This is a genomic window from Nocardia sp. NPDC052566 (assembly GCF_044547285.1).
GTDB lineage: Bacteria > Actinomycetota > Actinomycetes > Mycobacteriales > Mycobacteriaceae > Nocardia.
Genome location: NZ_JBIUAF010000001.1, coordinates 593,586 through 619,645 on the forward strand (window position 1 = coordinate 593,586; position 26,060 = coordinate 619,645).

At 67.0% G+C, this 26,060-nt stretch carries 16 protein-coding genes; 8 read left to right on the forward strand and 8 right to left on the reverse strand.

The annotated features are described in order from the left end of the window. Nucleotides 1–5 precede the first annotated feature (5 nt). A complete protein-coding gene (locus ACIG5A_RS02490; protein WP_397236865.1) occupies nt 6–272 on the reverse strand; it encodes a hypothetical protein in 267 nt (88 codons plus the stop codon). A 570-nt stretch (nt 273–842) separates the two neighbouring features. On the opposite strand from ACIG5A_RS02490, the gene ACIG5A_RS02495 reads away from it, so the two are divergent. Further along, nucleotides 843–1,568 carry a BTAD domain-containing putative transcriptional regulator gene (locus ACIG5A_RS02495; protein ID WP_397236867.1) on the forward strand — a complete coding sequence of 242 codons (726 nt, stop codon included), beginning with the start codon at nt 843–845 and terminating at the stop codon, nt 1,566–1,568. A 305-nt stretch (nt 1,569–1,873) separates the two neighbouring features. Continuing rightward, complete coding sequence (locus tag ACIG5A_RS02500) at nt 1,874–3,064, forward strand: helix-turn-helix domain-containing protein (protein ID WP_397236869.1); 1,191 nt, start codon at nt 1,874–1,876, stop codon at nt 3,062–3,064. Here the strand turns inward: ACIG5A_RS02500 and ACIG5A_RS02505 are convergent. Next, nucleotides 3,061–3,765, reverse strand: coding sequence for an FCD domain-containing protein (locus tag ACIG5A_RS02505; protein ID WP_397236871.1), 705 nt, complete (start codon nt 3,763–3,765; stop codon nt 3,061–3,063). The genes ACIG5A_RS02500 and ACIG5A_RS02505 overlap by 4 nt on opposite strands. Before the next feature lie 132 nt (nt 3,766–3,897). Here ACIG5A_RS02505 and ACIG5A_RS02510 point away from each other — a divergent pair, with 132 nt between their 5' ends. The 3 genes from ACIG5A_RS02510 to ACIG5A_RS02520 are packed head-to-tail and all read left to right on the forward strand — an operon-like array spanning nt 3,898 to nt 7,544. Further along, nucleotides 3,898–5,013, forward strand: a complete 1,116-nt coding sequence (locus ACIG5A_RS02510) for a mandelate racemase/muconate lactonizing enzyme family protein (protein ID WP_397236873.1) — start codon at nt 3,898–3,900, stop codon at nt 5,011–5,013. Nucleotides 5,014–5,031: 18 nt separating this feature from the next. Next, complete coding sequence (locus ACIG5A_RS02515; RefSeq protein ID WP_397236875.1) at nt 5,032–6,375, forward strand: cation:dicarboxylate symporter family transporter; 1,344 nt, start codon at nt 5,032–5,034, stop codon at nt 6,373–6,375. After that, nucleotides 6,372–7,544 carry a mandelate racemase/muconate lactonizing enzyme family protein gene (locus tag ACIG5A_RS02520; RefSeq protein WP_397236877.1) on the forward strand — a complete coding sequence of 391 codons (1,173 nt, stop codon included), beginning with the start codon at nt 6,372–6,374 and terminating at the stop codon, nt 7,542–7,544. Before ACIG5A_RS02515 ends, ACIG5A_RS02520 begins: the two co-directional genes overlap by 4 nt. 90 nt (nt 7,545–7,634) lie before the next feature. On the opposite strand, the gene ACIG5A_RS02525 is transcribed toward ACIG5A_RS02520, so the two are convergent. Next, nucleotides 7,635–9,131, reverse strand: coding sequence for an MFS transporter (locus ACIG5A_RS02525; RefSeq protein ID WP_397236879.1), 1,497 nt, complete (start codon nt 9,129–9,131; stop codon nt 7,635–7,637). Between the two features lie 193 nt (nt 9,132–9,324). On the opposite strand from ACIG5A_RS02525, the gene ACIG5A_RS02530 reads away from it, so the two are divergent. The 3 genes from ACIG5A_RS02530 to ACIG5A_RS02540 all read left to right on the forward strand — a co-directional run bounded on the left by ACIG5A_RS02530 (nt 9,325) and on the right by ACIG5A_RS02540 (nt 12,722). Continuing rightward, on the forward strand, nt 9,325–9,975 hold the full coding sequence (locus ACIG5A_RS02530; protein ID WP_397236881.1) for a hypothetical protein: 651 nt from the start codon (nt 9,325–9,327) through the stop codon (nt 9,973–9,975). 98 nt (nt 9,976–10,073) lie between these two features. Then, a complete protein-coding gene (locus ACIG5A_RS02535; RefSeq protein WP_397236883.1) occupies nt 10,074–11,132 on the forward strand; it encodes a chitinase in 1,059 nt (352 codons plus the stop codon). Nucleotides 11,133–11,507: 375 nt separating this feature from the next. Continuing rightward, nucleotides 11,508–12,722, forward strand: coding sequence for a hypothetical protein (locus tag ACIG5A_RS02540; protein ID WP_397236885.1), 1,215 nt, complete (start codon nt 11,508–11,510; stop codon nt 12,720–12,722). Here the strand turns inward: ACIG5A_RS02540 and ACIG5A_RS02545 are convergent. The 5 genes from ACIG5A_RS02545 to ACIG5A_RS02565 are packed head-to-tail and all read right to left on the reverse strand — an operon-like array spanning nt 12,607 to nt 25,831. Then, complete coding sequence (locus tag ACIG5A_RS02545; RefSeq protein WP_397236887.1) at nt 12,607–13,497, reverse strand: peptidoglycan-binding protein; 891 nt, start codon at nt 13,495–13,497, stop codon at nt 12,607–12,609. The genes ACIG5A_RS02540 and ACIG5A_RS02545 overlap by 116 nt on opposite strands. A gap of 32 nt (nt 13,498–13,529) precedes the next feature. Beyond that, nucleotides 13,530–15,137, reverse strand: coding sequence for a hypothetical protein (locus tag ACIG5A_RS02550; RefSeq protein ID WP_397236889.1), 1,608 nt, complete (start codon nt 15,135–15,137; stop codon nt 13,530–13,532). Nucleotides 15,138–15,140: 3 nt separating this feature from the next. Continuing rightward, a complete protein-coding gene (locus ACIG5A_RS02555; RefSeq protein ID WP_397236891.1) occupies nt 15,141–20,273 on the reverse strand; it encodes a LysM peptidoglycan-binding domain-containing protein in 5,133 nt (1,710 codons plus the stop codon). 12 nt (nt 20,274–20,285) lie between these two features. Beyond that, on the reverse strand, nt 20,286–23,096 hold the full coding sequence (locus ACIG5A_RS02560; RefSeq protein WP_397236893.1) for a hypothetical protein: 2,811 nt from the start codon (nt 23,094–23,096) through the stop codon (nt 20,286–20,288). After that, nucleotides 23,093–25,831, reverse strand: a complete 2,739-nt coding sequence (locus tag ACIG5A_RS02565; RefSeq protein ID WP_397236895.1) for a DUF6603 domain-containing protein — start codon at nt 25,829–25,831, stop codon at nt 23,093–23,095. Before ACIG5A_RS02565 ends, ACIG5A_RS02560 begins: the two co-directional genes overlap by 4 nt. Nucleotides 25,832–26,060: the final 229 nt, after the last annotated feature.

The following is a 26,060-nucleotide window of genomic DNA, read 5'->3' on the forward strand; positions in this document are numbered from 1 at the left end:
CCCTTTTATTGCTTTCGATAACGCTCGATCAAATCCGCGATCATATCGACGGATTGGAAGTTATCCGGCTTGATCTCGGGTAGCGGGATCGCGATACCGTATTCCGCCTGGATCGAGTGGACCAGGTCGAAGACCTCGGCCGAGGAAATAATGTTGAGCTCGAGCAATGGCGTATCCGCGCACAGGCCTTCACCGTTCCCGTCCAACCAGGCCTGGGTGATGTGCTCGAGCAGGAAATCTCGCGCCGTCATAACGACCCGGCCGAACCGCATTCATCACACACAACTGCTCCCGAATCGCTGTGAGAGTCTTCGAAGCTCGAGAAACATTTACGACTGTGGACCACCGCGCTGACGGAACTGCTGACGAATCGCTGACCGCGCGCTGTGGTGACGGGGCCCGACTTCGCGGTGGGAGTGGTGCTTGCGTACCATTTGAGCGCGACGACGACCGACCGCCCGTGTGGCGGCACGAAAGACCGCGCGGTCGGTCTGCTTTAGCAGGCCGAATGGTCGGTATCCCCAAATATGTTTGGATCGCGTACCCGATGTCGATTTGGGGCGGAATCCGCGGAGCCGCAAGGGAATTCAACTGTCCTTACCGGACGGTCATGGTAATCTGACAAAGTTCGGTTTCGAAACCTCCGGATCACAGCTCGATTTCACTCGGCCAGAAGAGGGTGCCCTCGCACAGACTCAGGATGGGCAATGGTTGTCAACAAGACTCCTGATCCAAAAAGCGAAAAGGCACATCGGAGTGCTGTTCGTATCGATCTACTAGGCTCCGTATCGGTTGTTGCCAAAGGTGTGCGTACCGAGCTCCGTTCGAGCAAGATACGGTCGATGCTCGCGACGCTGGCCTTGGACGCGGGCCGGACCGTGTACTACGACGAACTGGTGGCGGAACTGTGGCCGCGCGAAATCCTCAAGAATGCGCGTAACGCCTTGCAGGCCAATGCCACTCGAATACGTAAGACGCTGGAACGATGCACCGACGGCGCGGGTCAGACGCTTGCCCTGCACGCGGTGTACAACGGATACATCCTCGACATTCCCCGAGATTCGGTGGACGGCAACCGATTCCTCGACCTGACCGCCCGTGGTTCGGCGCTGCTGCCGGTCGACCCGGGGCAGGCGCTGGAGTGCCTGCAGGAGGGTGTGGTGCTCTGGCGCGGACCCGCGCTGCTCAACACCCATTCCGGCGAGAGATGCAGGGCCGCTGCGGCTTTCCTGGAGGAGCGGCGGTTGCTCGCCTGGGAGGATCTGGTGTGCGCGCAGCTACTGCTCGGCGACGACCGGCGGGCCGTCGCGGAATTGCAGCGGTTGATCGCGGCCAATCCGGCGCGTGAGGGATTGTGTGAGTTACTCATGCTCGCGCTCTATCGCGCAGGACGGCAATCCGAGGCGCTGCGATTGTTCCATCGCACCAGGCACCACCTGAACGAGGAACTCGGTGTGGAACCGGGAAGATCACTGCTGCGCCTCTACGAAGACATCCTCGCGCAGGATGACGCGCTCGATTCGGCGGATGCGGTACTGCGCCGCACGGATTTCGGTTTCGCTCCGTAATGAACGCTGGGGGAACAAGATCACGCAATGCTTCCGGACGGTATAAGCTTGTGTCACAATCACGTTAAAGATATTGCCGATACATGATCCACCCAGGGTCGGCCTTCGGATAGCGCTCGATGCTCGCATCGGGTGACGGCGACAGTTCGGGCCCGGCGAGACCCGTTCGATCAAGCGGCGTCCAGGAACGGTGGAGGGTATGTCTCGATTTCCCGAGCGGGTAGCAGGTATCGGTGCGCAGGCCGGCGGATTCCGTACCGGACACTGACGGCGACCGGGCCGCGCACAGCGTTCCCTCGCGGGCGATGCCGGTGGGGGAGCGGATCGAGTTGCGCCGCTTGCAGCGTCGGTTGTCGCGGCGCATCGTCGCGAACCTCGTCGGCCGCAGCGAGGAATGGCTGCGGCTGATCGAATCGGGGCGGCTGCGGCTCGATAGCGTGGAGGTCACCCTCCGGCTGGCGGCGGTACTGCACATCGATGACTTCCGTGAGCTGATCGATCGGCCGGTCCAGCAGCGGCGCTCGGGTAATCCGGCGGCGATCGATCTGGTGACCGTGCTGCGTCCCGCGATCATGGACCATCCCGCGCTGGCGGCGAATGGTGAACCGGCCGTGGCGAATCTGCCTGCGGAGCTGCTGCGGTGCGAGGAGCTGTGGTCCGGTTCGTGGCAGCGGTTCACCCAGACCGCGCAGCGGTTGACGCCGCTGCTGATCGCGGTGCGCGGCAGGCACTGGCGTACCGGCGGCGATTCGCGGGAACTGCTGATCCGCGCGTATCACCTATGCAGGCAACTGCTTACGGCGGTTGGCGCCAACGATTTCGCCGTGCTCGTCGCGGATCGGGCGGTCGCCGCGACCGCACATCACGATCGGCCGACGGTGCTCGCCGCGGGTGCCTGGCATATGGCCGAGGCGTTACTGCACCTCGAGAAACCGGATACCGGGCGGGATTTCGCGACGGCCGCCGAGCGGCTGATCCGCGACGGCGATACCGCCGAGGAGATGGTGCTGCGCGGCGCGCTGCAGCTGGTCACCGCGAAATCCGTGGCCGCGCTGTCGGATACCGTCGAGGCGGATCGGCTGCTTGCCGCGGCGGTGCGCACCGCACGGCATCTCGGCGGGTCGCGCCGGGCGCTCGGTATCGACTTCGGCCCCACCGAGATCGCGCTGACCCGCATGGAGATCGCGCTGGCCTGCCACGATTTCGACAAGGTGATCGCGGCCGCCAGGGGGATGGACGGCGCTGAGCAGCACCTCGCCGGACGTGGCGCGAGATATCACATCATGGTTGCCGCCGCCCTGGCCGGCCGCAACGACGATATGGGCGCCGTCTTCACCCTCGCGAAGGCCGCGGAGATCTCCCCCGAGGACCTGCGCTACGACTCCGACGTCACGCGAACACTGAGACACCTACTGCGCCAAGACAACCAGCTGCTTCGCAGCGACCTGGCGCGGCTGACCGAACTGGCCGACCCGCGCCTGGGATCGGTGAGCTAATGGTGCGGTTTGCCGCCCTCGTGCACGGCGGCGAGCATGCGCTCCTTGCCCGAGAGGATGTGCGCTTCCATCAGCCGCCCCGCCGCGGTGGTATCGCCTGCCGCCAGGTGATCCAGGATCTCGGCATGCTGATGGTTGGATGTGGTCCGGGCGGTATCGGTTTCGAGGCCGTGGCGGCGGAACAGGTGCAGTTCCTTGGAGACGTCGTCGTAGAGGTCGACCAGTCGCGGGTTGCCGGACAGTGCGACGAGGGCGCGGTGCAGGTCGACGTTGCGCGGGTAGTAGTCGTCGACCTCGGCGATGGCCTGCTGTAGCTCATCCACCTTGGCGCGCAGGGCCGCTGCCTCGTCGGGCGTGACCCGTTCGGCGGCGAGTCGTCCGGCCAAGCCGAACAAGCTGGCCCGAATGTCGTAGAGCTGGGCCGCCTCCTCGACCGAGATCTCGCGCACGAACATGCCTCTGTTGGTGCGGAATTCGACGAGCCTGCTGCGCTCGAGATGGCGCAGCGCCTCCCGGATCGGTCCCCGGCTCACGCCGAGGCGCATGGCGAGCGCGGATTCGTTGATCCGGTCACCGCCGGTGAGCGCGCCGGTGATGATCATCTGCTCGAGGTCCTCGGAGATCAGTTGCAGCAGAGAACTCGCCTGGCGTTCGGCCACCCGGCGCTGCAGCGCCGACATCGCCTCCGTGTGTTCGGACATGGTCTCCGCTCGGTAGCTCGGATGGACAAATCGGCATTCTCGCACGGTGAATTGTCAATTGCAAATCGTTGACAGTTGACAATTCACGGCGCAAGCTCTGTGCACCGTCCGAGAGAAACGAAGGAGGACGGAATGAAGATCAAAGACATCCGGGCCAGCGTGCACACCACATCGATCGATGTGCCGCTACTCAGCGAGCAGGTCAGGGGCTACGGGCGCGAGGAGCAGAAGGAGTTCGTCTTCTGCGAGGTCGAAACCGACGAGGGCCTCACCGGCGTCGCGCTCACCGGGCACTTCCTGGCCAGGTCCGTGGTGGTCGCCCTGGAGCGGCACTTCCTGCCCGCGGTGGTCGACATGGATCCGCGCGAGGTGGAGGCGGTGCACCAGAAGGTGTGGCGCACACTGAATCCCCGGACGATGACGGGTGTGGTGTCGAGCGCGCTGTCGCTACTCGACATCGCCCTCTGGGATATCAAGGGGAAGGCCGCTGGACGTTCCGTCGCCAGCCTGCTCGGCGGTGCGCGCACCGAGGTGCCCGTCTACGTGACATTCGGCTTCCCGCAGTACGACCGCGAGACCCTGGCGGCAGCGGCCAGGCTGCAACTCGATCAGGGCAATACGGCGCTGAAGCTCGTGGTGGCCGTGGACAAGAAGGGCTGGCGGGAGGACGCGGCCCGTATCCACGCGGTGCGCGCCGAGGTCGGTGACGATATCGACCTGATGATCGATGCCAACTATCTGTTCACCCCCGCCGAGGCCGGATACCTGTGTCGCGCGGTGGAGGACACGAACCTCACCTGGTTCGAGGAACCGCTGCATCAGAACGACGCGCGCGCGATGGCCGATCTGCGCACCCGCACCCGAATTCCGTTGGCGGCCGGGCAGATGGAAGGTCATCGATGGCGGCTGCGCGAACTGGTCGAGCACCAGGCGGTGGATATCCTGCAGCCGAACGTCTGCTACTGCGGTGGTTTCACCGAGGCGCGTAAGGCGGCGCACCTCGCGCAGATCTACAACCTGCCGCTCGCCCACGGCGGCGGCTGGCCGCTGTTCAATCTGCACACCCTGGCCGGGCTGATGAACGGCTGGATTCTCGAATGGCATCTGGGGATGGTGCAGGTCGGTGAGCTGCTGTTCCCGGACGCGCCGAAACCGGTGAACGGCACGATCACGGTGCCGGATCGCCCTGGTCTAGGCCTGACGGTCGACCGCGACGCGCTGCGCCACACGCTCGTTTCCGACATGTGATGACCGGGGTGAACTCACATGAGCAGCACGGCAATCGGCGAAGCGGCCGAGGCTACGACACCACCACCGGCACCACGGTGGCGTCGTCTGGTGACCAACACCAGCTTCCAGGTGCTCGTCGCGGCGATCGCCGCCGCGATATTCGGCATTGTCGCGCCGGAGGCGGCGGCGACGCTGCAGCCGGTCGCGAAGGCGTTCATCGCGCTGATCCAGATGCTCATCGCGCCGATCGTGTTCCTGGTGATGGTCACCGGAATCGTCGCGGCGGGCGGCATGAAGACGGTCGGCCGTATCGCGGTGCGCGCGCTGATCTACTTCGAAGTGGTCACCACGATCGGCATGCTCATCGGACTGGCCGCGGTGAACCTGCTGCCGCCCGGACTGGGGGTGGCGCCGCCCGCGCATGCCTCCGGTGAGCTGTCCAGCTATGTCAGCGGGGGAGCCAAGGACAATTCGTTCGGCGCGTTCCTGCTGAAGATGGTGCCGGACAACGCGGTCAACGCGTTCGCCAGCGGCAGCATCATCCAGGTGCTGATCTTCGCGGTGATCTTCGCGATCGCGCTGCTCCGCTTGCCCGACACCATCTCCCGGCCGATCGTCGACGGATGCGCCAAGCTCAGCGAGATCTTCTTCCGGATGATCCGGATGATCATGCTGCTCGCACCCATCGGGACCTTCGGCGCGGTGGCGGCGACGGTCGGCAAGTACGGTCCGGAGACGCTCACCGCGCTGATGAAGCTGGTCGGCGTATCCGCTTTGGCGCTGGCCATTTTCGTGGTCGTGATACTCGGCGGAGTCTGCGCGATGGCCGGATTCTCGCTGTGGCGGCTGATCAAGGTACTGCGCAAGGAACTGGCCGTCGTGCTCGGCACGTCCTCGTCGGAAGCGGTACTGCCGCAGCTGATGGAGCGGCTCGAGCAGGTCGGGTGCCGCCGCAGCGTCGTCGGTCTTGTGGTGCCGACCGGGTTTTCGTTCAACCTGGACGGTGTCGCCGTGGTCATCCCGATCTGCGTGGTGTTCATCGGGCAGGTGTACGGCATCCCGCTCACCTTCGGTGATCAGCTCACGCTGTTCCTCGTCTTCCTCGTGCTGTCCAAAGGCACTGCCGGAATCAGTGGTTCGGCCTTCATCACGCTGGCGAACACGGTGGCGGCCACCAGCCTGGTGCCGATCGCCGGGCTCGCGCTGGTGCTGTCGGTGGACCGATTCCTCTCGCTCATCCGCGCTTTGACCAATGTGCTCGGCAACGCCGTCGCCACCGTGGTGATCGCGCGCTGGGAGCCCGGCGGGCTCGATCGCGAACTCGCCGCTCGCACCATCGGGCTGTCCCGCCCGAAAGTCGTTCAAGGAGAAACACAATGACCCGAATCGTCGACATCCACGAGGGTGTCGTGCCGATCAGCTCCTCGATGAGCAACGCGTTCATCGACTTCAGCGCCATGGACTGCTCGATCGTCGCGGTGGTGAGCGATGTGATCAGGGACGGGGAGCCGGTCGTCGGCTACGGATTCAATTCCAACGGCCGCTACAGCGCGGGGGAGATCCTGCGCCGCCGGATCATTCCCCGGCTGCTCGGCGCCGATCAGGAGCAACTGCTGACCGACGACGGCGCCGCGATCGATCCGGCCCGCGCCTGGGATGTGATGGTGCGCAACGAGAAACCCGGCGGGCACGGGGAGCGCTCGGTCGCGGTCGGGGTGATCGATATGGCGCTGTTCGATCTCGCGGCGAAACTGGCGGGGCTGCCGCTCTATCAATGGTTGTCGCAGCACTACGGTCTCGGCGCACCCGACGACGACGTCTTCGTCTACGCCGCGGGCGGGTACTACGCACCCGACAAAGGGCTGGCCCAGCTCCAGGACGAGATGAGGGGTTTCCTCGAGCAGGGCTACGACGTGGTGAAGATGAAGATCGGCGGGGCGAGCCTGGCCGATGACGTCAAACGCATCGAGGCCGTGCTCGAGGTGCTCGACGGCGACGGCTCGCGGCTGGCCGTCGACGCCAACGGCCGCTTCGATCTCGATACCGCCCTCGAATACGGCCGTGCCATGGCGCCGTACGGGCTGTTCTGGTACGAGGAGCCCGGTGACCCGCTCGACTTCGCTTTGCACGCAACGCTTTCCGAGCGCTACCCGGGACCGCTGGCGACCGGTGAGAACCTCTTCTCGCTGCCCGACGCCCGCAACCTGATCCGCTACGGCGGCATGCGCCCGGACCGCGACTACCTGCAATTCGATCCGGTGCTCGGTTACGGGCTCGTGGAATACCTGCGCATCCAGGACATGCTGCGCCAGCACGGCTGGTCGGCCCGCCGCTGCATTCCCCATGGCGGACACCAGTTCTCGCTGCACATCGCGGCCGCACTGCATTTGGGCGGCAACGAGTCCTACCCCGGCGAGTTCCAGCCCACCGGCGGATTCGCCGACGCGGCTGTCATCGAGAAGAGCCGCCTGCGCCTGACCGACACTCCCGGAATCGGATTCGAGGACAAGGCACAACTGCACCAGGTCTTCCGGGCACTGCACACCTGATTCAGGTGCGGAAGGGCGTAGCGAGCGGTTCCGGTGAACGCCGGTGCGCTCGCCACGCCCTTCCCTGTGGCGGTGACGATTTCGCCGGACTCAGGTGGAGAAGGGGGAGCCCGCGCCCTCCGTTCTCGTCGCGGCCCTTCGAGTCGCGGCCAGGGGGAGGGCGATGTCTTCCAGGGAGCGGCCTTCGGCGTCGACGGCGAGGAAGCGGGCGATCAGGCCGCCGGTGATCATGACGGTCGCGCCGAGGAGGTAGCCGATGAACAGTCGCGCCGGGTGGGTGCCCTCGCCGATCAGCGCGCCGTAGACGACCGGGCCGAGTGCGCCGAAACACTGTGCGATGGCGAAGAATACGGCGATCGCCTTGGCGCGCACCTCCAGCGGGAAGATCTCGGAGACGGTGAGGTAGGCGGCGCTCGCGCCCGCCGAGGCGAAGAAGAAGATGACGCACCAGCAGACGGTCTGGGTGATCGCGTTGAGCACGTCGGCGTAGAACAGGATCGCCGAAATCGTCAGCAGCACACCGGAAACGATGTAGGTGCCCGCGATCATCTTGCGCCGGCCGATGGTGTCGAAGAAGTGGCCGATCGTCAGCGGCCCGACCAGATTGCCGACCGCGAAGGCGATGAGATAGATCGGCGTCGCGGAGGACGGCACGCCATAGAACTTGCCGAGCACCAGCGTGTAGGTGAAGAAAATCGCGTTGTACAGGAACGACTGGCTGATCATGAGGCTCGCGCCGAGAATCGCGCGCCGCGGATACTCACGGAACAGCACCCTGGTCAGCGTCACGTAGCCGATCCGATCGGCGGGTTTGATCTCGATGGCCCGCTGCTCGTCGACCGGCGGCAAGGTAACACCGCTCGCGGCGACCTCGTGCTCGATCTCGCTGATCGATTTCTCGGCCTGCTGTGCGCGACCGTGCATGATCTGCCAGCGCGGGCTCTCCGGAAGATTGCGCCGCACAAGCAGAATCACCACACCGAGCACAGGACCGATCAGGAAGCCGAGCCGCCATCCGGTCGACAGGCTCATGTGGTTGAGCAGGATATAGGTACCGATCGTGCCGATAACCGCACCGGCCCAATAGGTTCCGTTCACCGCGATATCCACGCGCCCGCGGAATCGGGCCGGAATCAATTCGTCGATGGCGGAATTGATCGCCGCGTACTCGCCGCCGATCCCCATTCCGGCGACAAAACGCGTCACATACAGGAAGAACACCCAGCCGCCACTGTTGCCGAGCGTGAACGCGGTGAGCCCGCTGCCGATCAGGTAGATGCCCAACGTGATCAGGAACAGCTTCCGCCGCCCGAGGCGGTCGGAAAGGTTCCCGAAGAGCAGCGCGCCGACCACCTCACCGGCCAGATACACCGTCGCCACCAGGCCCACCGCGGCCGACGACATGTTCAGTGTCTCCGGCTTGGTCAGCGTATCGGCGACCGCACTGGCCACCGTGATCTCGAGCCCGTCGAGTATCCACGCCACCCCCAGCGCGACCACCATCCTGGTGTGGAACCTCGACCACGGCAACCGGTCGATCCGCGCCGGAATCAACGTCCGCACCACACCCTCGGCTACCTTCGCCATCACGACTCCTACGTCCCGAACCGTGTTCCGGCTACCCGGTTATATCTCCCTCAAACAGACCGTGAGGCAGGTTCGCCGGGCGTATCGGCTGGAGAAATTCATACCATGGCAGTCCGATTGCCCGGGACGTAGCGTGGATTACAGGTGCTCGGTCGATCCGCTGCGGTCGGTACGATCACAATCGGGACGTCGGATGACAAATTTCGAAGAAGGCGCCGGGTCGAGGCTGAAACCGAAAGACAAGTGGACAATCTCGATCGCAATTCTCGCGATGATCGCAAGCATGGGATCCTTTGGCACCGCGGCTGTTTCGTGTGTGACCAGTCGGGAGGCCACTGAGGTATCGCGTCAAGTGGCGGATAACGTGAAGTACGACATCAGCGGCTGGTACCTCGCCACGTTCACCTTGGAGACCAAGGCGGCCAACGGGCAGATCACGCAGACGCCGATCGGTAGCCCGGCCGGTGCGAAGGAGTTGACGCGAGAGCAGGCGATCGGCCCCGACAACTGGATTCATGTCTTGATCACGAACACGGGAAATCGGACGGTCACCATCAGGAGTATCGGACTGGTGACAGATACCGAAAAAGACAGCGGGTTCTGGATCACCGAAATTCCGCACGAAATTCCGCCCTACTGCAAGAGCAACAACGGATCGAAGAAGGACGTGCGGTGCTGGACCTATCCGGCGCAAGTCGGGGTCGGTGCTTCTTCTACCTTCTCGTGGTGGGTGCCGGATGCGACCAGGCTGCTGCGTGGCGCGAAGTACACCGCACCGATCGTCATCGGGATCAGGAACCGAAGCGGTGTAACAACCTTCGATACGGTTCTGACGATTCGCTGAGACAGGCCGAAGATCATCAGCGGGTTTCCCCAGTTGTCGCCAGGTGGAGATGATCATCCTGGGCGTGGTTCTACTTGGTGATGAACTCCATATATCGCTTGTTATTCAGATACGCGCTGGCGGTCTTCGCGGTGGTCGGCATGGTGGTTGTCGGGTTCGCCCCCGGTGTTTCGGCGGAGCCGGACAGTGCGACGTGCCCGACCAAACCGCGGCCGACAGGCAAAGTGCTGCAAGGCTATTGGGAGAACTGGGACGGCGCGGCGAACGGTGTCCACCCGGGCATGGGGTGGATTCCGATCACCGACGCGCGCATCGCCGCGCACGGGCACAACGTCATCAACGCGGCGTTCCCCGTCATCGAATCCGACGGCACCGCGCGGTGGGAGGACGGTATGGAGCCGACCGTGAAGGTCGCGACCCCGGCGGAGATGTGCCAGGCCAAGGCGGCGGGCGCCACCATCCTGATGTCCATCGGCGGTGCGGCGGCGGGCATCGACCTCAACTCGGCCGGAGTCGCCGATCGCTTCATCGCGACCATCGTGCCGATCCTGCAGAAATACAACTTCGACGGTATCGATATCGACCTGGAGACCGGCCTGACCAACTCCGGCAACATCAACACGCTGTCCACCTCGCAGGCGAACCTGATCCGCATCATCGACGGCGTACTCGCCCGCATGCCGGCCGGTTTCGGCCTGACCATGGCACCCGAGACCGCCTACGTCACCGGCGGCAGCGTCGCCTACGGCTCCATCTGGGGCGCCTACCTGCCGATCATCAAGAAGTACGCCGACAACGGCCGCCTCTGGTGGCTCAACATGCAGTACTACAACGGCAGCATGTACGGCTGCTCCGGCGACTCCTACCAGGCCGGGACCGTCCAAGGCTTCATCGTCCAAACCGACTGCCTCGCCAAGGGATTGACCATCCAGGGCACGAAGATCACCGTCCCGTACGACAAGCAGGTCCCCGGCCTGCCCGCCCAGCCCGGCGCAGGCGGCGGCTACATGTCCCCGGCGCTGGTCGCCCAAGCATGGAACCACTACGGCACCGGCGCCTCCAACTCCCTCAAAGGCCTGATGACCTGGTCCATCAACTGGGACGGCTCCCGCGGCTGGACCTTCGGCAACAACGTCAAATCACTCCAGGGACGGTAGGGATCGGCTGTACTGGCGCAGTGGTACTTTCGGGTGCTACGCCGGTCCGGAGCGCCAAGGGTGCTCGAGTAGTGATTGCCATGCCAGCGCCCACGGGAATCGGCTCATCTGGGCGCCGCCGGTCCCTGGTTCATGAGGCGGGTCCTCGGCCAACACCGTCACACCCCACTCCGACAGCTTGCGTACCGCCTCATGTACCTACCCGGACCCTTCACGCATGTCCTGATGAGCACCCCCGCGCGTACTCCAATCCGTCGACGGTCGCCGGTGGCGTGACCAGGCGTAGAACAGCTGGCTCGACTATTGCCGAAATGGGGTGCCGCAGGGCGTACCATGCAGTTCAGTTCGGTGTTGTCATGAATTTCAGGGGGCGGCGTGGCCGACTCACCCTACTCCTCCGGCTCATCCGGCGAATTCTGGGCCGAGGTCGATAAGGTCAGGCCGGAGTTGGGGATTCGCGCGCTGGTGACCGATCGGATGCTGAAGGCGTTGCCGGAGCGGATCTGGGTTTCGCTGTCCCGAGCCGCGGATGTCGAGTCACAGGCGCTGCTTCGGTACGCGAGATTGTGGCGATCCCTTTATCCCGATTCCGCCGAACCGGCGGAGGTACTCGTTTCCTGGCAGCTGGCGGATACCGTTCGGCATCAAGTGGTCTGGGTTCGGTGTGTGGGCAGCGAGTGGATCGCAGGCGACGCGCACCGGATGACGGAGCGCGGTCTGCGGGAATTGAATGCGTCGCCGCTGCGACTGAATACGACGCTCGGTGCGCGGATCGGCCACGTCAGCGCGGTCATCGATCACGGTGTTGCGGAGATTGCCGCCGAAGGCAAGGTTTCCGTTGTCCTGCACAGCTTCCCGATTCAGGTCACCAGGCGGGCGGCACTGGAATTGACCGCGCTTGCGCCGGCGTCGGTAGCGCTTCCGGCGGAAGGTGTCTCGATGGACGTCCGCGCGGCGCGATATCGCGCGTTGGAGATGTCGGGACAATTCGATGTTCAGGACGCGATGGATTCGCGGTTGCTGTGGGCGCCCGATCCGGTCCAGCCCGGCCGCCTGCGCAGCGAGTTCGGTGGTCGCCCCCTGACCATGCGGGAAAACCGCGATTATCCTGTCGCCCCACGGTTTTCACTGGAAATCGGTGATACCGAGGTCTTCGAGTTCGACGACTTCCCGCCGACGTGGACGAAAGTCGATCCGCCCGTGCAGGATCCGAGCCGCCTGGCACGGGCGGCCGCGCGCGCGGAGCCCAAGCCGAAATGGGGGCGGTTTCTCGTTGCGGTCGTCGTGGTGGGCGTGGTGTGGCTCATCGGCCACCTGACCATAGGCAACGATCGCCCCGGTGCGCCCGCCCACGCAACGGTAGGTGACTGCATGGGACCGGCCTCGAGCTCCGTACCGACCGGCACGGTGTCTATATCTTTCGAACGACTCGAGGTCGTCGACTGCACTTCGTCCCGAGCCGTATTCCGCGTCGTCAGCGTGATCCCCGAAGGTCAGCAGTGTCCCTCCGGCGCCGACTACAAGTACATCGAATACAGCTCACGAGATTCCGCGGACCCCGACAAGGACCTCTGCCTGAACCGCAAGTAGACGCGCCGTTCAGGTAGCGCAGGCTCGATGAGGCATCACGCGGGGCCGAGTTCCGTGTCCAGCCGAGCGGGCCATAGCTCGCCTCCTCGGCCATGCGATCCAGTGCGGCAAGGACTTCCTGAGCAGCGAGGTCGAAGAAGATGTCCCTGCCGATCCGGACCATGACGGTCTGATCGGCGAATCCCGGATCCGCATCGAGACCGCCGACCACCGCGCCGCCCGCCATCCGGCCGAGCCCGGCCCACAGGAAGAGATCGGGCGCGCTCAGATACAGATCACGGTAATAGCCGTAGAGATCGACGATGCGTGGCCGGTTGAACAGATACCCCTGGTCCGGATCCCACGGCAGGTGATTGCCGTCGTTGGCCTTGGCGAGAGCTCTGTTGGTGTAGAACGACTTTCGATCGGTGTAGCGCAGTTCCGGATCCACTACCGGTCCCGGCGGGGGCGTGAACAGCTCGTTGAGGCGTTTGCTGGTGCCGGGTCCGAGAACGCCGTCGTGCGCGACCAAACCAGGTGGTATCGCGAGATTCTGCGCGATTTTGAACTTCCGCACCATGTCCGCGGTATCCGCGTCGTAGACACCGGAGATCGGTACCGGGAAGTCCAATTCGGTGAGTGCGCGCTGGATTTCGGCCACCGTGTCGGGATCGTTGGGTTCGTCGACGGCCAGATTGCCATTGGCATCGAAGCCCTCCTCGGTCATGCGAGCGCCGTCCAGGCACAGCCCGAACTGCCGGTGGCCCTTGAAGCGTGGCGCGGTGATGTTGCCCATGGGTCGTTACCTGCTTTCGTGATGCCGGCCGTTCACGGCCATGGTTCGGACGGGCGGACGATGTCGAAGGCCAGGCCGCTGGATCCTTCGCCGCCGCCGGGGTTCTTTTCGCGGCGGACCCACGAGTGCCAGGAGCCGTCGAACCAGCGGGACAACACATTTCGGCGGGAGACGACCGCGGCGTCGCGGGGGATCTCTTCCTCGTGCACCCAGCCGCCGGTGTGCAGCAATCGCCCGCGCGGCGCCGAATCGAAACCGGGTTGCAGCAGCGGCACCAGGGCGAAGCGGATTTCGGCCGGGCCGATCGCGTGGGGGACCAGGGGGAGCCAGTAGTCGGGGACGATGGTTTGCACGGCGTAGGCGCCGATTTCGGTGGGGGGTGGGCCTGCTGGCGCTCGGCGCAGCCAGTCCTCGCGCCGGTCGACGCGCACGCCGTGGCCGCCGGTGTAGGTTCGCTCGACCGCCCAGGCCAGGTTGGCCAGTTCGTCGCGCAGTAGCGCCACCGTTTCCAGTGGTTCGCCGACCGCACCGCGTTCGGAGGGCATGACAAGCAGGCCGTCCTCGGTGCCGGATACGGTGAACAGATTCCATCCCGCGTCTTCGGTTCCGGCCCTGTGGATTTCGTGCTTCTCACCGAAGGAGTCGGAGACGACGAGCCGGTCGAGCACGGTGAGTGATCCGGCGGGCACCTCCAGTGGCAGCTGGAACCAGTCGTTGCCGTAGACCTCGGCGAACGCGATCAGCAGCAGGCGCCCGGTGTCCAGCGTCGCGACATCGGTGGAGCCGAAATCTATTTGGGCGTCCTCCATTTCCCAGAACCGGTCGGCCGGGACACCGCCGTATCGCACCGTCGAGGGGATCGCCTCGCGATGAAAAGCGCGCACCGCTGGTGCCGCCGGGGCCGGGACGGCGGCCGGATCGGCGTCGACGGTGAACCAGTCCAGACCATCGCCGAGATACTCCTCGGCGTGGAATACCTTGTCGCCGACGCTCAGATCGACGCGGTGCTCGAAACGGTGCGGGTCGAAGGTGTCGGGCAGCTTGGCCGGGAAGAGTCCTTTCCACCAGGTCAGCCAGTCGGTCGTCACGGCTTCCAGGCCCGCGATGCGCGGTTCGGCGACGATCCGGCCCGCATCGGGAACCTTGGCGGCGAGCAAGGTCACCAGATCGGCGGCGCCGGTCGGCGGATCGCGGAACCCATACGCGGCAAGAACTTCCGCGGTGCGCGACCCGAACCCGTGCTCGTCGAGCAGGCGCAGGAAGTGTGCCCCGCCCTCGAGCCGCATCAGCTCGTCCGGTTCCGCCACGTTCTCCGACTCGACCATTTCGTCCAGCGGGCCCGAACGCGGGTCATAGGGCAGCCAGGTGTGGTCGACCTCGAGCTCGCCCTGCCTGCCTGCGGGCCGCCACGCCGAGACGACCGTGCTGCGCCCCGAAAGTTCCACCAGCACCGGTGATCCCGCGTCCTGCCCGGTGAATTCACCGAACTGCCACTGCCGGGTCAGCGCCCAGGCCGGATCGTGCACGCGGGCACTGAGTCCGGTGGCGACCTCACGGCTGCGCGATATCGGTTCGAGCCGGAACCGGTCGTCCAGCCGGAATCTGGGGTTGCCGAGGATATCGGTCATGCGTCGGGCCATCGTTCACTCCTCTGCTGCCAGTTCACGCCAGAATCTGCCGATCACCACGCCGTGCTCCTGGCCCTGCCCGTCGACGCGCACGGCCGGGACGACATCGTCGACCAGCGGCAGGTCCGCGAGGTCGACCGCGCGCAGTTTGGCAAGCTCCAGCGTGTCGCGGACCACCATGGCCAATCCGTCGGCGGTCCAGCCGCGCTCTGGATTCGGCGGCACCGCGAGCAGGATCGCCTGCGGCGCTTTGGCATCCGGCCGATCGAAGTGGAAGGAAAGTCCGGTGAGTTCGGACTCGACGGGCACCGCGTCGGGCCCGGTCTTGGTGTCGGCCAAGGCATCCGAACCGGGCAGCACCTCGACCCATTCGTCGAAGACCAGTCCCGCCAGCGGTTGGCCCGCGGGCAGTGCGAACGGGGTGTGGCGCACCAGATGCTGACGGGTGGGCGGGCGTTGCAGCGCCGGGAAGGCCGCGCCGATCCAGTGCCCGTCGGCCGGGGTCTGCGAGGCGGAAAGCGCCGCGGGCCGACCGGCGCGCACGCCCGAGATCAGCAGCGTCTCGTGCCAGGTGCGGGTGCCGGGGCGGATGGCGGCGAAGCGCCGCACCCAATCGGCCACGTTCGCACCGGTTGCCGCCGGCGGTGGCAGTGGCACCCCGGGGAACTCGGCGGTGAGCGGGACGGCGGTCCCGAGGAAGTCGTCCAGCAGCCGGGTCACCGCACCGAGCCAGCCCGGTGTGCTCGCATCGGCGGCCAACTTCCGCAGCTGTTTCGGCACGGCGCCGTCGATGCCGAGGGCGGCCCGCTGCTCAGGGGTGTCCACCTCGGTGAGGAAGGCCGCGACGCGTCCGCGGACCTCGTCGAGATCGAGGGCGGGCGCCCGGACCTGATCGCCGAGCAGATGTCGCGGCAGCAAAGCCGAAGCACCACTGAGCGATCGGTTGATCCGCTCGGCCACGGCGCGCAATTCGGCGAAATCGCCGTCGAATTCGGCGGTGGCCTCCGGCATGCCGTGCTGGCGTGCGAGTGTCGCGGTGATCCGGCGCTGCCCGCCGACGACCACGTCGAAGACCAGGCCGAGTGCGCCGAGCCCGAGGCTGTCGACGGTGGCCGAGAACGGTTCGGACCGTTGGTCTTTCTTCAGCGTTCCGGTGAGCCGCCACCCTCCGGCGGGGCCGAGTAGATCGGCCACCCATGCCTCGACCCGCGGCTCGAGCCGGGAGAACGCGTCGACGCCCCATCCGGCCGGGCGTGGCGGATTCGGGGGCAGCACGCTCGCGAGCCGATGGGTGATCGCGCGCCCGCGGTGCGGTGTGCGCAGCACATCGAAGCGGTCGGGGACGTCCTCGCCGCGGCCGAGCGTATCGGCGGCGAGACCGGCGCGCATCGGGTTGCCGCCGACCAGTTGATGCACGCTTTCGGCCAGCAGCAGATCACCGACCGCGTCGAGCGCATCGACCAGATCGTCGAGCATCGGGGCCACCACGGCGGGCAGGTCGGCGAACGGCGGCAGTGTCGCGTCGCCGAACGGGTAGCCCCGCTCTTGCAGCAAGGCGAAGACCGCCCCGGCGTCGTGCCCCCTGGCGAGCGCCATGCCGTCGACCACGTTGGCGGCGGCGATCGCCTCGGAGCTGCGCTCCCACAGGTCGGGCCGCGTGGCGCCGTCGGCGGGTTCCGGGACGACCGGTGTCGGGAACACTTTGCGGAACGATTCCTTCAGCACATCCAATTTCGCGTCGTGCAGTGCGCGTTCGAAGCGGTAGCCGAGCAGGGCGCCGAGATTCTGCCCGCGCCGCACCCCGCCGAGCAGCCAGCGGGCGGTGCGCGCCCGGCGCGAGGTCAGATCGACGGCCAGCGTCGAATCACCCTCGTGGGCAAGGAATCCCGACCGCAGCACGGCCGCGGTGGCGGCGTGGTGCATGGACGGCGCGTGGATGTAGCCCTCGGATTCGCGGACCGTGCCCGGTCGCAGGTTCTCCACCCACCCGTAGCCACCGAGCCGAATGCCCGAGATGCCCGCGGCTCTGGTGCGCGCGAGCCGCTGGGTCGCCAGCGAGGTGATCCAGGCGTCGAGCCGATGGGCGGTGAGGTCGAGCGTTTCGAAGAACAGCGGCAGGAAGTCGTCGGCCGCCACTGTGGTGAGCGCTTCGAGCCCGGCGAGCACCCGGCCCGCGGCGGGCAGTCCGCGGCGGCCGAAGTTCAGGATGTCGTCGAGCTCGCTCTTCGGCGTCTGCGGCGCCATGATCAGCTGGCTGAGCAGCCGGTCCACCGTGGCCGGTATCGCGAGCGCGAGGTCGAGCGTATCGGGTTGCTCACCGCCCGCGAGCTCCTGGCCGACGTCGACCAGCCACGGCAGGAAATCGACCGCCGATCCGGTGACCTCGTCGGTGAAGCCGACGTCGCCGAAGATGGTGTGGGGCCGGTCGGGGGAGACGCCGTTGATGTCGATCGGCCAGCGCGCGGTGAACTGCTCGTTGGTCATCGTGCCGGTGAGCACGGCGACGGCGTCGCGGAACCGATCGCGGCTGTGCGCGAACAGATCCCGGTACTTCGCCCGGTTCGGCACCAGCCGCTCGGCGACCAGTGCGTAGTCGGCGGGCGCGGTGTCGGAGACCCACGCCAGGTTGCTCACATCCTCGGTCGGGGTCGCCCAGCGCAGGCCGGACAGGATCCCGCCGATCGCGACCGCCGGTCCCGGGGCGCGCAGGCTGACCTTGTCGAATTTCTCCCGACCGCCACCGGCCGAGAGCACGCGGCGGATCACCATGTCGTTGGATACCGGTATGCGCGAGAGTATTTCGGCCGCGATCCGATCGGCGGGGGCCCCGTCGGTCACCCGGGGAATCCAGCCGGAGATCAGCGCACCGCGCCAGTGGTGCCGCAACCGCAGCAGCCAGGGCAGCAGGTGGGCGGCCGCGTCATCGGGCCCGTCGGGCACCCATTCGTCGAGGGTGGACACCGGAAGCACACCGTAGGGCTGGCGACCGGCCCGCACGGTCGGCAACGGCCCACGGCCACGGACGAAGTCGATCAGGTGGTCACGGATGGTGAGCCAGGCGCGCAGCCCCGGCGTCATGTCCTGACCGTCGAGCAGGTTCTGATCCCTGATCAATTCCTGTGCCAGCCCCCACCAGGCGAGCATCGACAGCGCCCCGGCGGCCGCGTCGCCGATCTGGTTCGCGCCGTCGCATTCGGTGAGGAATCCGGCATCGGGCAGGCCGAGCGCGCGGGCGAATCGGTCGGCGTCGGGCGGATTGGGTTCCGGCTCACCGGGTTTGGCCGGGATGATCAGCACCTGACCGACGTCGATCACATTTGGATCGGGAATCCTGTTGGCGGTCGCGATGATCGGGAACAGCTCGCCGTCACCGTAGAACCGTTTCGCGAGGCCGAAGAGCGTGTCGCCGGATCGGACGACGTGCATGTGCGGCGCGATATCGGGCGCGCGCGGCGGCGTCGCTCCCGGCGGTGACCCGCTGGGCCGCGACGACCACGAACTGCGGGTCTGCGGTGTGTTGTTCGTCGGGGTGCCCGTCGGCAGGAAGGCGAGGCCGTCGGAGAAGGCGTGCCCGTGCAGATTCGCGCGCAGCCGCTCGGCCGCCACGTCGGGGCCGCGCTGGCTGACCCCGATGACGAAGAGCTCGTCGAGGTGGTCGACATTGTCGGGCAGCGAGAGCACGATACCCATGCCCTCCCGGACGGCCTCCTCGAAATCTATGGCCCAGAGGGCATGTCCGCGATCGGGCGCCGCCTCGTCGGCCGCCAGGAATCCGAGCGGCAGCGGGTCCGGGATATCGGCGCCGGTCTGATCGACGACGACGAGACCGCCGACCATGCCGAGGAAACGCCACCGGCTCGGCAGCGTGGCGACCTCGGGCATCCGCCGCCTGCCCGGTTCGCGCAGCGCGGGATCCGGCGCGCCGGGCCGTGCCGCGCGCGTGATCCATGCCGCCCGAACCGGATTGACGGTATCGAGCAGTCGCTGCCAGGCGTCCTCGTCCGGCCGTTCCCAGTACTTGTGCGCCGCGGCCGATTCCTCGGGGGTGAGCGCCGGATCGAAGCTTTCGATGTGGATATCGTCGGGATAGACCCGGACCTTGATGCTGCGTCCGTCGCCCGCCCACTTGGTCTCCAGTCGCACCGGTAGCAGCGCGATCGGCTCGGCGCTGTGCGTGCCGAACAGCGGTTCGCCGGAATCCAGTGCCGCGGCGAGGTTTTCGGTGGCCTCGGCGAGGCGGGCGCGCAGGTGATCGAGCTCGGTGCGATGGGCCGCCTGCGCACTCTCCACGGAGTCGAGAATCGACTGCGGTGTGTTGCCGTGCGGTATGTTGACCGGATTGCTCGCGGCCCAGGCGCGAACCCGGCCGAGCTCGAATTCCCGGTCGTCGGCGAGCGCGAGTTTGTTGTCGTGTTCGAGCCGGATCAGATCGATGGTGCGGCGCAACATGAATGGGCTGTCGCCGTTGGCCGGCGGCCTGGCGCCGATATCCGGAATGATCAACACCTGGCCGACGAAGATGAGATCCGGATTCTCGATGGCGTTGGCGGCGGCGATGATCGGGAACAATTCGCCCTTGCCGTAGAAGCGCTGGGCGAGGCCGAACAGGGTGTCGCCCGCGACGACCACGTACGTGCGAGTGATGGGCGGGATGATCAGCTTCTGGCCGACCGCGATCACGTTCGGATCGGGAATGGCATTGGCGGCGGCGATGATTCGGAACAGGTTGCCGTTGCCGTAGAACCGCTGGGCCAGCCCGAACAGGGTGTCGCCCGCGACCACGATGTGGATGCGCCCCATCGACGGCACCATGGTCCGGCCCCGCCCCGCCATGAGTTCGGGCACGACGAGCACCTGGCCGACGCTGATCCGATTGGGATCGGCGATGCCGTTGGCGGCGGCCACTATCGGGAACAGGTCACCGTCACCGTAGAAGCGCTGCGCGAGCTTGAACAGCGTGTCGCCCGCGACCACCGTGTGGGTGCGGGTGATGTCGGGGATGACGAGCACCTGTCCGACCGTGATGCGATTCGGGTCGACGATGCCGTTGGCCGCGGCGAGCACCGGGAACAGGGCGCCGTTGCCATAGAAACGCTGCGCCAGGCCGGACAGTGTGTCCCCGGCGACGACGATATGTGTCTTGGGCATGGCGGGCTCCTGCTACTGCGGCGGCAGCATTCGATTGGGGGAGAACGCGACCTGGAAGGCGCGCTGGAAAATGATGCGGGCGAAATCACCCGCATCGGCGCCGGGCCAGCTCGCCGGATCCGGCCTGCTCGGTGCGCCGACGATGCCGCCGGTGCGGACCGCGACAAATCCGTTGGCGTCCAACGGGACTCGATCCCAGCCGAGATCGGACCAGGTTTCGAACTCCGGTCGCGTGTCCGGGTCGAAGCCGAATTGCGTGCCGCGCATCGGCTCGCGGACCACGAACATCCACTTGTCGTCGCGCGCCTGCTGTGGTTTCAGGTCGAAGCAGAACAGGCTGGTGCGCTCGTCGATGGGCAGGACGAAACGCGGGTGCTGCCACTCCACCTGGGCGCTTTCCACCCGCCGGTCCACCGACTTGGCCGCGAGCACCACGGTGCCCGGATAGCGCCGCAACACCTCGCCGCGGACCAGCAGCACGAGCAGATCGCTCAGCTTCGGGGCATGCGCGCCCAGCGCAACCTGTGGCTCCCAGCGGGCGATCTCGCCGTACTGCGGCTGCGCGCCACCCGGCGGCCAGAACCGCGAAAACGGCGTTCCCGCTTCATCGGTCGGGTATTCGCGCCAGCGCAGCTCGCGGTTGAACTCCTGATTCAACCCGACGAGCAGCGACTCGACGAACGGGGAGTTGATCTGCAGCAGGGTCGCGCTGTTGTCCGGGAACGTGGTGATGCCAGGAATCGCCCACTCCGGCCAGCGATCGAGGATTTCGGCGGCGATCGGGAAGCCGAATTCCGGATGGGCCATGATCGGCCTGAGCGGGCGGGTGTCGCCGCCGACGCGACCGGGCACCGCGGTGGTGCCGATCATTCCGGCGACGCGCGCCAGCTGCTGCGTCATCGGCGCCATGGCGGTGCGGACGCTGTCGGCCATGACGTCGATTCCCATCTTCATGGCGAACTGCACGTCCTTCGGCGCGGTGAGCTCTTCGGCGCTGATCGAGCGGCGCAGCCCACGCAGCATCATCGGGCGCGCCACCGGCTCGCCCGCGCCCGCCATCGACGCCGACAGGTTCGCGCCGACCGCGGTCAGGTCCGCCAGCGCCGTACCGTCCACGAAAGCGTTGCGCACGGCGAAGGATTGCTGCTGCGCGCCGAGCAGGCCGACCATGGTCTGCGCGGCGAACAGCGTCCCGGGGTCGCGGACGACACCGGCCGCGGCCATCGGTCCACTGCCCGCCGCGACGGTCGCGGCCAGCCACAGCGCGGGTTTGGCAGGCACCACCTCGACGCCGCCGACCGAGGTCGCGAGCATCGAGCCGGTCGGCATACTCGAGACGACGGTGCCCGCCGCGCGGGCGCAGCGGCGGGCCAGGCCACCGTTGCGCCGGGTGAGCCGGGCGAAGGCGGTGGATTCCAGGCCGTCGGGGGCGGCCGAGGCGACCAGCGCGTGACGCATCGAATCAGCGACGGGGACCGGCACTTTGGCGCTCATCACATCGGCGAGGCCGGTGAGCGCCGCGTGATCCATGGTGGCGATGTGCTTGCCCTGGGCGCTCTCACCGCCCTGTTCGGCCAACTCGGTGGCGGCGAGCAGCCGGTTCGCCTCGTTCACCGCGCCGACCTGCTCCCAGGCGCGCGCCATCAGGAATTCCTGCTCCAGCTGCACATAGCGCGCACCGATCGCGGCGGCCACCCGGTAGCGCACCTGGGTGTTCAGCGACTGCTGCCAGCCGGCGGCCGGAATGCGCTGGGTGCCTGCGTGATTGCCACCGTACAGCGGTGGCGCCACGGCCGTCGGCCCTTGGTCCGGCGGTTGCCCGACCTGTTCGCGCCGGGCCGCAGGCGCGTTCACGCGCTCGGTGATGTGCCCGAGGAAAGCGTCCTGGCTCGGCTGGTGTGTCCATGTCTCGGTCGGCGTCGCCGTATCCGGCAGTCGCAGCGCGCCCTGCACCGCGACCGTGACCTCGGCCGGCGTGCCAGCGGGCGGGTCTTCGTGCGGCCACGGGGTGCGCACGTTCACCAGGCGGGAGCCCAAGCCGGGCACGCTCGCCGCGACGATCGGCGTGATCTTGCGGGCCAGCGTCTCGAACTGGCCGCCGTCGCTCACCGCGAATCCCCACCAGTCGTACACCGGAAGCGTCAGCGCGCCAGGCTGTCCCGGCGCCCACGCGGGCTGCTCGCCGTCGGCCGGGATCTCCTTGTTCAACCCGGCCGCGACACCCGCCTTGGTGGTGGGCACCACGCAGGCGATCCAGTCGCCCTTCGACAGCTTGCGCGGGCAGATGACCCGGGCCACCACGGTGTCGAGTCCGGTGCGGACATCCAGCTTCACGGCGTCGTTCGGGGGACCCTCACCCTCCACCCTGGCCTCGACATGCACCCAGGACGCGGCCTCCGCGAGATTCGGCCGCGCCGCAGCGGGCACGTCGACGGTCGGCAGTGGATTGCCGGGTCGCACTTCACCTTCGCCCGCACGCAGCACCAGCAGTGTGAGCCACGGCATCCGCACCGCGGCCGGTGTGCTGAACAGCCACGGCAGTGCGGCGTCGGCGAATTCGATGAGCGCGAGGTAATCCGCCACCGCGTCGGAACTACCCGGCGGTGGTTCGCGCCGCACCACCATCGATGGTTCGAAGCCGAGAGTGTCACCGGGGCCGAGCATTTGCAGGGCGGGCCCGGTGCAGGTGTGGGTATCCCGGCGGCCGTCCACCGATTGGACGAGGTCCACTTTCGGTTCGAAGGTCGGCCGTGCCTTGGTCACCTTGTCGGCCGATCCGGCCGCACCGATCGTGACCGAGGAAAGGAACCAGCGGCGAGTCATCGGTTCATCACCACCTTCGGTGCGAAAGTCATGGGGCGCTGGGCCATTCGCCAGCGGTCGACCCGTTCGGCGGCGTGCAGCGGCCGGGCGAAGAGTTCGGCGTGGAAGGCCGCGCGCAGCACCAGGAAGATCCGGATGTTGCCCAGGGGAGCCGGGAACCAGCCGTCCTCGACCTCGTATCCGGTCTCGTAACTGTCGTCCATCAGGTGCGCGCCGCCGAGATCGGGTTCGGTATCGGACAATTCGAAGCCGCCGGTCATATCCTCGAACGCCGGTCTGGTCAGCTGCTCCTCGTCCTTCATCGCGAAGAACTCACCGGGCACGAACCGTTCGGGCACCTCCTTGCCCTTCGGTGCGTCGGTGGTGCCGAAGCGCGCGGCGGTGATCTCCCAGGTCTGATCCGGGACCGTCAATCGATGGAAGCGGTTGAACGTCTTGTTCAGCGGCACCACGGATTGGGTGACGCGCACGGTCGAATCGGCGTGCGCCACAACGCCTTGCGCCAGCTCTTGTTTCGCCGTGTCGGTGAGCCGGATGCCCGCCCGCTCGCTCGCCGGTCGCGCCAGCGCCCAGGCATCGCGCCGGGCAAGGGCGGTGCGCACCAGGTCCGGGATCTTCTCGGTGGAGCGCACGGGCAGTGCCGGATCACCCCACCGGACATCGAAATCGAGCGAGACCTCCCAGAACAGCACCTCGATACTGCCCCTGCCGAAGGCGTGCCACGGGGCCGGACCCTCCAAGGTGAAGTCGAGGCCGATACCCGCCAGCCGCTCGCCGAACGCCAGGACCGCGACGCCCGCGTACACGTGCGCGCTGAACGTCAGCGTCGGCTCCCAGACGAACAGCGCGTCCAGCCCGAGCCAGCCCTCCAGCCCGCATTCGGCGACGGTCGCGTCCAGGTGCAGCTTCGCGCCGAACTGCAGCGAGTTCGAGGTCAGCGCCAGATAGGATTCGGCGCGCAGGCCGAGCACGCCGCCGCCGATATCCATCGCGAGCCGCTGCAGCTGCGGCACACCCGGTGGTCGGGTGTACTTGGGGTGGAAACCGCCTGCGGACAGGACGAAGGCCGGATTGTCGCCGCCGCGGAACAGCGCGTAGATCTCGCCGGTCACCGGCATGCCGACGATCCACGATCCGGCGAGCGAGACCAGAAATTCGACAACCGGAACGCCGGGATCGATCCGCCCGAACACGCTGGCCTGCAAGCGGATCAGCGGCGCCGCCGGATCGGGCAGCGCGATCAGCGCCCGGCCGAGGATCAGTACCCGCATCGGATCGGGCAACTCCATGATCACCGCGACGGCGACGCTGACGAGGCGCCCGCCCCAGGTGATCCGCAGCATCGGGCCGACGAGGAAGCGGCCGCGCGCCACCGGGAAGCTCCCCTCCAGTGCCCCGACGATCTCGTCGGCCCGCGCGATCGCGTTGCCGGGAAACAGGATTCGGTCGGCATTACCGCCGCTGACGAGTTCGCGCAGCCGGTCGGTATCGGCGCGGCGGTTGATGCCGACCAGGCCGCCCACCGCGTCGATCGCGAAGCCGAAGCCCAATTGGATTCCCGGATAGGGGAATTCGGCGCCGAGCAGGACGAGTAGGGACAGCGGCTTGCCGCCGCTGGGCAGTTGCAGCAGGCCGAACGCTTTCACCTGCAGCACACCGAGATTCACATCGATGCCGCCCGCGTAGGCGTCGCCGGGACGCTGCTGGAAGAACCCGCCGCCGGAGACCGGGCCGAGTAGCAGCCCGATCCCCATACCGGTCGGCAGGGTGGGCAGCACATCGGTGCCGGCGCCGAACCGGTCCGGCAGCAGCATCGGGACGCCGACGCCGAGCCCGTCCAGCGCCGCGGTGAGCGGCAGGCCGGGCGGCTTCGCCAGCAGCGAGATCATCGGCTTCAGCGCGAATCGATCGCCTTCCATACTCAGTTCGACGGCGAAGCTTCGCAGCGTGATGCCGGGCAGCTTCAGGTTCACCTTCTTCTCGACGCGCACCGCGCCCTCGACGAAACGTAAACCCTCATCACGGCTCAGCGCGATCGTCAAATCCGTGGGAGTCGTGGACGATCCGGTACTGCCGCCGAGGAAGCCCGCCAATGCGGCGGGCAGCAGCCTGGCCTCGAAATCATCGACCTTGATGTCGACGTGCGCCGCGGTGGTAGTCGACACACGCATGGTCGCTTCGATGCGTTTTGTCGACACACCCGAGCCGCCAGCGCCCACCGAGAGTTGCTTCTTGCCGATGGTGATGCGTGCCTCGCCGGTCGGCGCCACCGAGTTGGCGCCGGGGGCGAATGAGGCGGTCCACGCGGTAGTCGTCCGGACATCGACGTGCAGGTCGAATTCCGCGCCGACCACCGTGTGATCCAATGCCGCGTTCGGGGTGACGACCAGATCGATCACCGGCCCCGGCGATACCGCGAGCACGGCGCGCGATCCGTTCTTGGCCAGCACGAAAGCGATTCCGTGCGGTGCGTTTTGATCGCGCCGCCACCCGTGCGCCCGCACCGGCGCGCCCGCGTCGGTCGGATTTCCCAGTAGATCGTGCACGAGTTTCAGCAGGCTCTCCTGCTGTGGCAAATCCGTGAGCGCCTCGAGCAGTTTGCCTTTCAATGCCGGTTCGGTCTCGCCGGCCAGTTCGGGCAGCGCCTCCACCGCGTTGCGCACCGAGGCCACCGACCGCTCGGCCAACCCCCACAGTAGGCCCGCCACCCGGGCCAACAGCTCCTTCGGGTCCACGCCTACCTCCTAGCAACGCCGACCGGGCCCTCATCGCCGATCAACGAACCCGAACGTATGTCCGCCCGGCCGAACCCACACGAGTAGCGACTACTTGAATCCGACCGTCACCCGCTGCGACCAGCCAGCAAAGCCGCGTAGCGACTACTCACGACAACCGTTCGGCGCCGGTATCGAATGAGACGCGTACGCCAATGGCACTACCTGTTGGCGGAGTTCGACAGCAGGA